The organism is Pseudomonas sp. PIC25 (assembly GCF_002286785.1).
Lineage (GTDB): Bacteria > Pseudomonadota > Gammaproteobacteria > Pseudomonadales > Pseudomonadaceae > Pseudomonas_M.
Genome location: NZ_MUJY01000036.1, coordinates 1,603 through 15,257 on the forward strand (window position 1 = coordinate 1,603; position 13,655 = coordinate 15,257).

Sequence of the window (13,655 nt, forward strand, 5' to 3'; positions counted from 1 at the left end):
TCATCGCCCCTGCCGCCCGATGGGGAATACCAGCCCGGTGATATCGCCCAGGTTGCATTCTTCATCCTGTTGGCGCTGGCCGAGCGGCGGCAGCCAGGTGGCCGGCATGTCGAAGGCGTCCAGCGCAGGCGGTATGGCCTCCCAGTCGATCCGTGGCCGTTCGCCGTTGGGCGCCCTCAGGACGAGGTAACGGTCAGGCTGCGGCGCGGCAGGCTGGCAGGCCAGGGCCGACTGCATGCTGACGGTCGCTCCCGACGCTCTGCAGGCACCCGGCACCACCAGCAGGCCGATGCTCGCGCAGGTGCTTTCCCGGCCGTCCGAAACGGCGTAGGTGAAGCGGTCGGTGCCCACGTAGCCGGCTTCCGGGCGGTAGGTGTAGCTGCCATCGGCATTGCGGGCCAAGGTGCCGTGCGCGGGGGTGCCCAGGGTCAGTTCCAGCGTATCGCCCTGCGCATCGCGCACCAGCGTGGCGAAGTCGATCCGCACGCTGCCGTCGCGCAACAGCGTGAAGCACGCATCGTGCGCCGTCGGTGCGGTGTTGAAGGGCAGCACCCTCACCTCGATGTCCGCCATGGCGACGGCCTGGGCCTGGTTGCCCCGCTCGGTTGCCGTGGCCACCACCCTGAGCACGAAGTTACCGGTGAAGTCCTGGGGCGGCCGGATGCCAAGCCGGTCCAGACGCCAGCTGGTAACGTCGGCCGTGGTCGCGCCCTCCCTCGCGGTGAAGCTGCGTACGCCATCGGTCAGCACAGCGCCCACCGGCACTGCCTCGATCATGAGCGCCAAGGATTCGGAGCCATCGGTGTCATTGAGCGAAGCGCCGATGACGGACAGGCGGATGACCGAGTCCTCCTGCCCAACGTTGGCCGGCAGGGTTTCGGTGAGCGCGATGTCGTCGATCATCATGCCGCGGCCATTGGCGTCGAGCTGCGTGGCTTCGGAGACGATACGGATGGTCTGCATGCCGCCCGTGCCGGTGAACTGGACGCAGCGTTCCTGCCATGCCAAGCCTTGCCAACCGCTGGTGCTGGCATCCCCACCGATGCGCACGCCATCGACATAGATACCGATGCGCGTGTAGTCGGCGCCGTAACCCATGCGGCCGGCGACATCCAGGCTCAGGGTGTAGCGGGCGCCGGCCACCGTCTGCACGCTGCGCTCGATACCCAGGGTCTGGTGCATGTCGCCGGCGGCGCCATTGAGTTCGAGCCAGTTGTGGCCATTGCCCGGCGCGGCGGCAACGGGGCGTTGTACACCGCGCAAATCGGCCATGCGGTCGCTCTGGCTCCAGACCTCGAAGCCGTTGCGGCCACCGGCTGCCGCGTCGGGCTCGGTCACCAGGGTCCAGCCTTCGAGCACGGCTTGGCGGACCAGGGTGGAGTCGCCGCCGGAGAAGTTGGCGACACTCTCCCAGCCGGTGCGGAACAGTTCGCGCGTCATGGTGGGCGGCGTGGTCAGCACCAGCGTCGGCGCATCGGCTACCGGGTTCACCACCAGCCGCACCGTGGCCACACTGGAATCGACCTGGCCATCGTTCGCCCGGTAGGTGAAGCAGTCCTCGCCGCTCCAACCGGCTCGCGGGGTGTAGGTGAAGCTGCCATCCGCGTTGCGCACCAGCAGGCCATGCGCGGGCTGGGTGAGGATACGCAGCGCCAGGACATCGCCATCCGCATCGGTGGCCAGCGGTGTCAGGGTGATGCTGCGGTCTTCGTCCAACATCAGGCACTGGTCGCTGACGATCGGGGCATCGTTGACCGGCAGCACCTCGACGATGAGGTAGGCCGAGGTGCTGGCTTGCGCCTGGTTGCCCTGTTCGGTGGCCGTAGCGACCACCTTCAGGGTGAGGCTGCCGGCAAAATCCTTCGGCGGCGTGAGGCTCAGCCGGCCCAGGTTCCAGGCGGTGACGTCGGCGCGGGTAGCCCCTTCCACCGCGATGAACCGGTGCGTGCCGTCGGACAGCACGCTGCCCACCGGCAACGCTTCCAGGGTAACGGCCAGCGTTTCCGAGCCATCCACGTCGCGCAGGGCCGCGCTGACGGCGGACAGGCGGATGGCCGAGTCCTCCAGCCCGACATTGACCGGCAGCGTTTCGGCAAGGGCGATATCGTCGATCATCATGCCGCGGCCATTGGCATCGAACCGCGTGGCCTCGGAGACGATGCGGATGGCCTGCATGCCGCCCGTGCCGGTGAACTGGAAGCTGCGCTCCTGCCACTCCAGGCCTTGCCAGTCGCTGGTGCTGGCATCCCCACCGATGCGCACGCCATCGACATAGATACCGATGCGTGTGTAGTCGGCGCCATAGCCCATGCGGCCGGCCACATCCAGACTCAGGGTATAGCGGGCGCCGGCCACGGTTTGCACGCTGCGCTCGATACCCAGGGTCTGGTGCATCGCACCGCCGGAGTTGTTCAACTCCAGCCAGTTGTCGCCGTTGCCCGCCATCGCGCCGACCGTGCGCAACCCATGCCAGGCATCCATCATCCTGTCGCCCGTGCTCCAGATTTCGAAGCCGTTGCTGCCGCCACGGCTTGGGTCCGGCCGGGTGATCAGCGTCCAGCCTTCCAGTTCGCGGGCCTGTACCAGGGTGGACGTGTCATTGCGGTCGACCACCGACTCCCAGCCGGTACGGAACACCTCGCGGGCCTGCTGTTGCGGGTCGGTCAGTACCAGGACCGGCGCGTCGGCCACCGGGGTCACCACCAGCCGCACCGTCGCCACGCCGGATTCGGCCTGGCCATCGCTCAGGCGGTAGGTGAAGCGGTCCTCGCCGCTCCAGTCGGCCACCGGGGTGTAGGTCAGGCTGCCGTCGGCATTGCGTACCAGTACGCCGTGCGCCGGCTCATCCAGCACCTGTAGTTCCAGCTTGTCGCCATCCACGTCGACGTCATTGCTCATGGGCCAGAGGACGATGCTGGCGTCCTCGTTCAGGGTGGCGCAGTCGTCGAGCGCCAGCGGCGCATCGTTGACCGCCGTGATGGTCAGGCGCACCACGCCCGCCACGTTGGCCTGGCCGTCGCTCACGTTGAAGGTGAAGGCGTCCTCGCCGTGGTAGTCGGCCGCCGGCGTGTAGGTCCAGGTGCCGTCCTCGTTACGGGTCACCTGGCCGTGGCCCGGCTGTAGCACGGTAACCGTGAGCGGGTCGCCCTCCACGTCACGGGCCTGCGCCAGCAGGTCGAGCACGAGCCGGCCATCCTCCAACAGGGTCGCCGCGAGGGGGCTGACCACCGGGGCATCGTTGACCGGCGCCACGACGATGCGCACCTCGGCCACGGCGGAGTCCGCCTGTCCGTCGTTGGCGCGGTAGGTGAAGCGGTCATCGCCATGGAAGTCTGCCTCGGGGATGTAGAGGAAGCTGCCATCCGCGCTCAGCTCCAGCCGACCGTGTCGCGGCCCGCTGACCACCTGTATCCCGAGCGCATCGCCCTCCACGTCGCGGGCGCCCTGCAACAGGTCCAGGGTAACCGTGGTGTCCTCTTCCAGGATCACGTCGAGGTCCGTCACCTGCGGCGCGTCGTTCACTGGCGTTACGTTCAGGGTGACGCTTGCCGGCGCGGAAGCTAGTTCGCCATCGGTTACCCGGTAGCTGAAGGCATCGGTGCCGTTCCAGTCAGGATCGGGGGTGTAGGTGAAGCCGCCATCGGCATTCACCACGAGCTGGCCATGGCGGGGCCCGGCCACGATCCCAACGGTGAGCGCATCGCCTTCGACATCGCTGGCGAGGGCCAGCAGGTCGATGGCGAGGGCGCCATCCTCCTCCAGGGTGAAGCGGGCGTCGGCCGCTACCGGTACGTCGTTCACCGGGGAGACGGTGAGCGTTACGGTGGCCAGGTTGGATTCCAATTGGCCATCGCCGAGCCGGTAGGTGAAGCTGTCCTCGCCCGACCAGTCGGCGGCCGGCACGTAGCGCAGGCGGCCCTCGGCCGTCAGCGCCAGGGTGCCATGGGCCGGGCCGGTGACGACCACCGGCTGCACGCCCGCCTGGTCGGCGCCGAGGTCGTTGGCAACCACGTCGATGTCCACCGGCGTATCTTCGGTGGTGGCCGCCACGTCGTCACGCGCCTCCTGCGGCATGCCCAGGCGCAGGTCGCGCACGGTGACCTGGCTGCTGGCAGCGGCCGCGCCGCGCCCGAAACCGATCAGGTCGTAGGAGAGATTTACCACGGTGCCCGCAGCGATGCCGGACAGGTCCACCAGCACCGTGCGGCTGCCGTCGGCGTTGCGGATCGTGGTGACGCCCGAAGCCTTGTACTCGCTGCCGTCGGCCTGGAGGTTGAGGAAGGCGTCGTTACGGCTCAAGCCGGTACTACCCAGCAACGACAAGCCGGTGTTGGCATCGATCAGTGCCACTTCGAAGGCATCGTCGGGCGCGCTCTCGACGTCATCCAAGGCGATGCCAGCCAGGGTGAAGGACAGGAAACGGTCGTTCTCGCCGAGCACGAAGACCTGGTTGAGGCGGGTCTGGGCGGTGGCTGTTTCCTTGAGCGTGGCGGTACCGTTGGCAAAGTCGACCTCACCCTCGATAGCCCAGCCCTCTTCGGTCTCGAAGCGGGTGTTTTCCAGTGTGGGGTTGGCTGCCGTAGCGTATTGCGGAACGGGCGCAACGAGAACACGCGATATCTGCGGAGACGTGGTGACGATTCGCCCAATCTGCGCAGCCAACTCGCTTTCATCCACATCGGGCAGACGACGCAGCCCAGGGGTGACCGTCGCGGCCATCTCATCGTGCGCGTCGTCGGAATGCTCCAACCCCAACACGTGGCCCAGCTCATGGATCAAGACACCCAGCAGATCGATCTTGCCTGCTGCCTCGCTATCCGCTTTCGCCAGATATTCCAAGGACGAACCGAGTTGCGTGAACTCTTCGTTTTCCGAAGGCGTACTGTCAACGAACCAGCCCCAGCCGGCTGCATCGGGCGACAGGGTGATGTGGGTACCTGTGGTTTGTGCCACAGCCAAGGCGGGCAACGTGCTAATACTGAACGTGGCGCTGCCTAATTTCGAAGCCAGCGCACCGTGCTCGACCCAAAATTGCTTGGCCTGCTCGAATAGCCGTTGAGCACCAGCCCCATCCAATGGCATCCCAAACGCGTCACTTCCCGCTTCCTCTACACTCTGCAGCCTCGGCTCGGCGTCACCGAACCATTTCTTGATTGCATTGATGATGCCACGGCTCTCTTCCACGGGGACGAGAACGTCAGACTTCTTGAACAGCTTTTCGGCAAGAACAATTTGGCCATGCTCATCGATCGTTCTGGTGAAACCAAGAAGCTCATCAGAAAGTATCCGCTTTTCTCCGGCTCTCGTGCTATTTCCGACTGTGAAGTAGATATTTTTTGAGAGCCAATCTTCACCATACACTGCTTTAATGCTTCCATCATTGACTGCAGTCTTTAGGTAGTCCATGACTGCCTTCATGACACGCTCATTTTTAAACTCCAGAACGTGACTAAAGCCCTCATTCTGCTTCAGAGCAGCGCTCGCGCGACCGATGGCGTCTATTATCTGATCTTGCGCTTTTATCAAATCATCTAAATCGTCGCTGAGAATATCTTCCCAAGCCCCCCAGCCCTTGGAATCAATGGTAGTTTTCGACAAGCCAATAATCGACCCATCCGAACTGCGGATATAGGCCGCCCCATCCCCCAGCCTGATGAAATTCACCCCGCCAGCTTTTGGATTTTTATACAACAAGGTCCGTGCCAGGAAGTAGGATCCATCTTTGGAACGAAGCCCACCCTCTACACCATCTTGGAATGCTACCCATGCCGCATTGGGATTCGAAATAGGCTCATAAACCAGAATCATTCCTTGCGGTTTTTCCAAGGTATCCAACAACCGGCGCACATCCGAGGGCGTAAAGTAAACCTCTAGGTCAGGTGAGGTTAATGTTCCATCCGCTCGCTTCGCCGGTTTCAGCGAATTCTCAAAGCAATTAGTATTATGAACCCAAACCCCCAACTCACCCACATAGTAAGTATGAAAGTCTTCGACCTCAAAGTTGTAGACTGTACACTTATAGGCCCACTTATCTTCAATTTCCGGAGTTTCGTACCGGATACCGAAGTCCTCCACCCCCATAAAGTCGGATAAACTCCGCTCCCGACTCAGTTCCAGGTTTCTGTCACGAAGATCTATTAGACGCCCAAGTTCCGCATCCGGTCCCGCTGCAATCCAGCCCACACCCTCCTGCTTGGTTCTCCAAATCGGATCGACCATAGAGACACGCATCGTCTCTCCATTTGCAAGAAGAACGAGATCCAAATTGGTTAGAAGATCCGCGCGCCTCCACCCAACCTGCTTGGGCATGGCATCCCATTCTGCCTGATCCCACCACTCCTCCTTACGCTGCCCCACAACGTAGAAGGGGTGGCTACCAGTCACAATAAACGTTTGATCGACGTAACGTCCTTCGACTTTCTGGTCACTTCTAACTCTGACCCGATAAACCGCTTTATTTTCATGCTGTACAGTCCGAGTGACACGCTTATAAGCCTGCTCTCCCGTTTCCTCCGGCTGCGAAAGTACCCAATCGCCGACTTGGATGTCCTCAATTGGCTTGAGGCCTTCCTTGGTATGAATCAGAGTGCCTGCCGCGAAGCAGAACTGCTCCTTGGTCAGTGAGCCGTCCAAGGACCAAACACCCCGCAACTCAGCCTGTGCATCTTGAATAACTGCACGATAAAGCGCATCGCCTGCATACTCGCCGGAACGTGCTCTCAACATCTCGTCAAATGTCCGCACCGGAATAATCATATTCAACTGTGCTGCGAGGTTAGCGTCATCCATGGCATTCCGCGCAGTAATAAGAACGTCATTCTTGATCTGGACGGCCTGAAAAGCCTGTTCCATCAGCGAAGCCTTCTTATTCACCAGATCGGGTAGTTCTGATGCGAACGAGCGTTGCCATGCGATGGCTTCGTCTACCACCATGGAAGCCGTTTTCGGAATACTGATCAGTGCTTTTCCAGGAGTTTGCAATACGCCCCCTACGTGGTTGAGGATCCCACCGCCCGTGCTATCGGCTAGCGAGTTTATCAATGCCGTCGACTTGTTCGATATTGTTGGCTGGACGATCTTGGTCAGCGTAGGGTTCAGTTCGTTCGGGCTGTTCCATAGAACCTTATAGTTCCCTCGAAGCTCGCCGCTCATGATCGGGCCGAGCAAGGGAAGTCCTGCCCCCAATGCAGTGGCGACCGTCAGTTCTGTCAGCGCTCTACCTGCATAGGCGCTATCGAGTTTGCCGGGGTTGGTGATTTCGTAGCTGATAATCTCACCCTCCTTCTGAATGATGGTCATCAATCCCGCATCCGCTGCAGAACCGGCCACTGCGCCCCACATTCCAGAACCGAAGCGCGTGCTCAATCCGCTTGCCAGTCGCCCACCAACCACAACGCTCGCAATAGTTGTCGCCCCATCCACCACTGAGGCGGTCCAATAGCTCGCACTACTGATTTTGTCCTCGGAAAACTGTGTATAGCGCTCGGACTGTTTCTCCAGGAAACCCAGCGTGAAAAAGTTCCAGCCGTTATAGAGCAACGAGTTCGCCATGTATTCGAAGGCCGAGTAGTTTCCATCCTCTTTCGCCTGGGCGATCTGGTTGGCGGAGATTCCCAGCATGTCCTTGTAGATATTGTTTTCCCCACCACTTGCGCCGCTTGGTGGATAGACGATCGTCACTTCCCCGAGCCTGGGGAAGCGGCCGGGCACAGTGTAGGCACCGATGCCATAGATCCAGCTCATGCCAGCCTCATTCCCCAGTGTGTCATAGCGTTGGGGCATGGGTATCCGCTCGCCGCCACCATGGGCCGCGTCGAACCGGTCAATAGGTGTGCTGCTCTTCTGGCCGTCCTTCGTCGAGTCCAATGCAGCCTGAATCAGCGCCGAAGCGTTCCAGACGAAGAGCGAATAGTGCATGGCGCCGCCATTGAGCACGTCGTCGTACATCCAGACGTCGGCGTAGAGCTTGCCATCCGACCCCAATCGAAGCTGGTCGACAGCGCCTCCTACGATCGGCGTGGTGGCCCCCAGGTACTTGGGCGTGCCGAATGGGTCTTCAATAACGCCGATCTTGCCTCCAATCTGCTTACCGAGACCGTAGTTCTCGTAGTCCGTATAGTGAACGTCGTTGAAGTTGAAGTTGTAATCGGCCACCAACGCGTACTGCTTGCCGCCATACTCGACCACGACGTTACCCTGGGCACGCTGAATGTTCTGCTGGAACTTCGCATTCAACCAATTCGGGTTGGTGTCTTTCGGCGTCAGGTTGGTCGTGACGATCCTCGCTGTGCCATTCAGGTTGCCCTTGCCATCCAGCCCCATCGTGATGCCAATGAAACCGTTGTCGTAGTCTTTCGAGCTGGAAAGCACGAACTCGCCATCGTTCTTGCCAGCGCTGATCACGTTCGGGAAACGGCCTTTCCCATCAGACAACTTGGAGCCATCGACCACTACGACGGCCTTTGGATCGATGTGTCCGTACTGATCGATCTTGCCGATATCGAGCACATAGACGTTGCCAGGGGTGGGGCGGGTAGCGAGTTTCATCAGGGAGTCGCCGCCTTGCGGGGCCGTCAGCGCCAGGTAGCTGCCATTGTTGATGGCCATGTCCTGGAAACCATAGGGAACGGCACCCGCAAAGTTGATGTTCTGTAGTTCCCGGAGGAACAGGGAACTAAGCTGGTCGATATTGACCCGCATCAAGCGCCCGCCCGTCGCGCCATAACGATTGCCTTCGACCGCATAAAGCCAGTCACCTGCAACGGCCAGGCTCCTCAGCGGTGAACTGCCGCCGGACATATCCAGCGTATGGACGACATCCAGCGTCTGTGTGTCCAACACGTAAACCTGGCCGTTGCTGGCCGCAACGAAGGCCAACGTGCCGTCGTTCGAGAACACGATCTGGTCCTCGTAGCGACCACGCAGATTGAGCGCCCCGCCTTTTTCATCTCGCGTTATCTTGCGAATCAGGGTCTCCACACCCTCGGCATTGGTGCGGATGACACTGATGCCATCCGCCGTGGTCACAAACTTGTTGTCCGTGCCAAGCGACCACGCCTGGACCGGGTTGCTGTCCACGGCAAGGCTGCGTACCGACGAGCCGGCAATGGAAACTCTGGCCGTGCGCTCGACATATACGTCGTGCATCGACAGGGAAACGCCCTCGGGCAGATCGATCTCCAGTTCGGTAGCCGATAGGGACCGGGCTTCGAATCCCTGCCAGATCAACCCACGGTCAGGAGTCGCGCCAGGCTCCGAATAGCGATACAGCTGTTCGCCACGGGGCATCAGCCAGATCTTCAGCGCAAAGTTTTCGGCCGCCTGCGACGGCGGAATGAAGTCGACACCCGAGATTTTCAGTTTGCGGGTTGCGGGGTCATAGTCGAGCCCCGTGATTGTCGGCGTGTATACGGACGTTCTTGGAGCCTCGGGGAAGGTATTGGAAATCTTCGCGAGATCGAAATCCGTATGGGAAACCTCCTTCCTGAACGAGCCTTCCAGTGTGTAGGAGAAGGCATAGACAGGCGCAGCCAGGGAGGCGAGGACGCCCAGGGCGGCAACGCCCATGTACGGAGTGGGCGCCATCGCAATCATGCCCATCTGAGACCAGATGGCATTGAAATTGACCATTGCGCCGGCGACCTTGATTTCCCCGGTCTCCTTGACACTGGCTTCCTTGTCGATGGTCGTGACGACGAAGACACCGCCACTTCCGGAGATGCCGGAATATGGCGGGCTCGCGGTGCGTGCAACGCCATCTTCGCCAATGAAACCGTTATCCACGAGCCACCAGGTCTCATGGCTGACGCCACTCTCATCGGCGATCGTGCCCTTACGCCAGAACAGAACCTCTGTGCCCGCCGCCAGGGTTTTCGGTAGCCCGGTAGCCGGATCGGCGGCGGCGTGAACCTTAACCGCCAGTTGCAGGGGCAATGTCGCTTCACCGCCATCCAGATCGATCTCGAAGGCGCCAAGCGCATCGAGCACAGTCGGTGCGGGCAGCGGCATGCCCAGGCTATCGACGGCAAGACCATTGATGGCAACACGGGTGCCGTCCGGCAGGCTGCCAGGCGCCGCCATCAGGACATTGCCATCGGCGTCCTGAACCACGACGCCGTTCTGGTCGGACACCGTTGCCACTCCGGTGATCGGCTCGACGACTTTGAGCAGAATGTCGTGCTGCATGCCGCCATTGATCACGAACAGCTTGGCCGTTCCGGCAGACTTGGCGTGAATGAGGCCGTCCGGCGAGATTTCAGCGATGCTGGTATCGCTGATGAAATAACGTGTTCCCGCCTCGGCTCTGGAAATGTTGGTGCGGTCAGGCAGCGTGACCTTGAGTTGCCGCTGTCCCTCGGCCGGCAAGGTGATAGCGAGCGGGTAGACATCGACCTCGAAGCCTTTGTCATCCAACTTGGGACGACGGGGATCGGTGGCGACCGTGAAGACATTCACCCCTTCGATACCACGTGCGCGTACCTGCACGATGGCATTGCCACTGCCCACGCCACGCACGACGCCGCGTTCATCCACCGTCGCAACCGCCTCGTTGCTCGACGAATAGGCCAGGTAGGCACCGGACAGCGAAACGCCCTGTTCATCCTCGAAGTCGCCGGTGATGGTCATGGTCCGGGCCATGCCCAAATGCAGGGTGGCCAGCCGCTCGATGTTGATCTGCAACAGCTTGGCGCCACTGACGTTCACCTTGAGTTCGATCGGCGCGCCCGCCGCGAAGCCATCGTCGGCCTGCAGGCGGATGATGGCTTCGCCGCTATAGCCGGCTTCGGGGGTGAAGCGCAGCGTCACGCCGTCCGCATCGAGGGTGGCGGTGCCGTGGGTACTGCCCAGTACGCGCCAGAAGACGCTGTCGCCTTCCAGGTCCTCGGCGATGCTGGCGAGGGCCGCCCGCAGGTCGAGGTCGGTGTGGGTCTTGAGCGCCGCCGGTTGCGTTGGCGCGACCGGCGCCTGGTTGGCGGCGAAGCCGCTGTTGGCGTAGAGCACCTGGCGGTCGGCGGTGTTTACGAGACCGTCGCCGGTCAGGTCGCCCGCGGCATTGCCGTCCTGGCGCATCCGGTCCCACAGCGCGCTGTCGTCGCCATCGACCCGGCCGTCGCGGTTGAGGTCGCCGGCCAGGCTCAGGCGCAGTTGGGCCTCGCCCGCGCCGCTGACGCGAATGAGCTTGACGCCGGCCTCGGTCACGCGCAGCAAGCGGGTGACCTTGCCATTCACGGTGGCGGTCCCGATGACCTGGGCACCGCTGACTTCGATCACCGCGTCGCCGGGAAGCGCGGTTTCCAGCGCCAGGATGACCGCGCCCTGCCCGCCCGGCGTGTGGACGGTGGAGGCGATTTCGCTTTCGCGCACGGTGAAGGCCAGGGTGGCCCCCGGTCCTTCGACCAGTGTGCCAGTCCATTGGTTGGTGTTACCCGTGCCCCAGTTCACGATGGCGCCCAGGTTGGCGGTCAACGGCCCGCCCACGGGTTCGCCCGTGCTGCCGTAGGCGATGGGCGTGCCCAGCCCGGCGTCGTTCAGGTGACGGACCAGGTTGAGCCGGCCCTCCCCGTCGTAACGGTAGACGACGGCGGTACGGCCCTCACCGCCATCCGGCAGGAGGATGCGGGCGATGCGCCCGGCCGGATCGCGCTGGATGTCGATACGTTGGCCCGGATCGCCGCCCTCGGCAGCGATGCCGGCATCCGACACGAGCCACGCCTGACCGTCGGTGAATGCCACACGCTCCACGCGGCCCTGGGCATCCAGGGTGTAGCGGGTGCCATCCGGCGCGGTCAGGGTATAGGAGGCGGGTACCCACGGCAGGCCGGTGGCCTGGTCGTAGAGGTTGTCGCCAAGGCGGACGAGGCTGTCGGGACGCATGGCCCCTGCCTGCCCATGGGCCTGCAGTTGCCAACCCTGGTCGTTGCTGAAGACCGGATGCCAGACCTGCGGTGCGTCCGGTTCCGTGCCCAGGCGTTCGCGGGTGGTGCCCAGCGTAAAGGCCAGGTGCGCCAGGCCGGCATGCGCGTCGGCCAGGCTGGCCGGCACGCTGAGCCAGAGACGAGCACCCTCGCGCCACGGCGCGGTGGCACCGGATGGCAGCGTGGCCGGCTGGTCGCTGGTGAGGCGGGTATCCAGCAGCGGCAGACGCCAGTTGCCGAAGTCGCCACCTCGGGTGTCGGCTTGCACTGCCCCGCTCCACTCGCGTGCGAGTGCCAGGGTGTGCCCACCCAGCGTCACGGTCGCGTCGGCGACCCTCTGACTGGCGAAGGTCTTGGCGGCGCTGTCCACGACGATGCCGGCACCGATTTCGCTGGTCCGGCCGGCCAGGTCCCATGCGCTGAGGCGCAGCTGGTAGACGCCGTTCTGCAACAGGCGCGGGTCCAGCGTGGCCAGGGACAGGGCCTGGTTCACCGAGGTGGCCGGGCTGGTTGCCTCGGCCAGGGTTTGCCAGGCATCGCTGCCTGCCGGTGCGAGCTGCAGACGCCAGCCCATGAGCTGGGTCTCGGCGATGGTGGCGGTGAGTGCCGTCAGGTCGGTGAGTACGCGCGGCTGGCCGTTCGCACTGGCGCCCGCGAGCGCTCCGCCCCAGCCCAGTTGCGGCGCTGCGGTGTCGGCCGGGTCCTTGACGCGAATGCTGTGCGTCTGGGTGCTGGCAAAGCCGTCGCGGTCGGTGGCGGTGACACGCAGCTCGATGAGGCCGGGCTGTGTGGCCGCCAGCCGCAGGCGGCCCGCGGCGTCCAGCGCCACCGGTTCCCAGGTGCCGTTCTCGCCATTTCGCCGCTCGGCGACGAGGCTGGCGATGCCGCTCCAGGCCTCGGCGCGCACGGTGGCGACAATGTTCTGGCCCGGCACGGCGGGCGTTGCCGGCGTGGTGGTGACGGTGATGGTCGGCGCATTGGCGGATGCATCGGCCACCACACGCAGGACGAAGGTTTCACTGCGCTGGCCGCGGCCATCGGACACTGTGGCAGTGACCGTGTGATCGCCGATCTGGCCAGGGCCTGGCGTCCAGGTCAGGCGCCGGCTCTGGGCATCGTAGGCCGCTCCTTCGGGCAAGCCGGAGAAGCCGACGACGAGGGCTTGCGTCTGCGCCGCGCCATCGGGGTCGGCGATGGCGATGCCGTTGCCGGCCCCGCCGGTGGTCACCGGAATGCTGAGGGTGTCGCCGATCGCCACGGCGTGGTTGGTCGCCACGATGGTCGGCGCGCGGTTCACGTCGAAGACCCTCAGTTGCACCGTCTGCTCATGGCTGGCGCTGCCGTCGGTGACGCGGAAGGTGAACGTGAATGCCTTGTCGCTGGCCGTTGCGTTGTCGACGGTGTCCTGGCCCGGCGTCCACTCGAAGTAGCCGGTGGCCGCATCGAAGGAGATGCCGGCCGGCGTGTCTTCGTCGTGGAGCAGCGAGAGCTGCAGGGCATCGAGGTCGGCGTCGGCCACGCGCACGGTGAAGCCGATGGTCTCGCCTTCGCGGGCGAGTTGCAGCGGCATCGGAAGAATGCGCGGGGCCTGGTTGACGTTGGCGACCCGGATTTCCAGCGTGCGGGTGAAATGCGCCGCGCCGTCGCTGGCGCCCACGGTGAAGCGCCACAGCCCCGGGGTACCGGTGTTGCCGTCCTGGGCGGCGAAGAAGTCCGGCGTCCAGGCGAGCGTGGCCCTGC

1 protein-coding gene (running past one end of the window) is annotated in these 13,655 nt (G+C 63.4%); it reads right to left on the reverse strand.

Going from position 1 to position 13,655, the window contains the following annotated elements:
- Positions 1 to 13,655, reverse strand: partial view of a tandem-95 repeat protein gene (locus BZL41_RS02525; RefSeq protein WP_095597848.1) — the final stretch only. Its footprint extends 23,560 nt past the window's final position; the window shows 13,655 of its 37,215 coding nt (coding positions 23,561-37,215); its start codon lies beyond the right edge, outside the window; its stop codon occupies positions 1 to 3.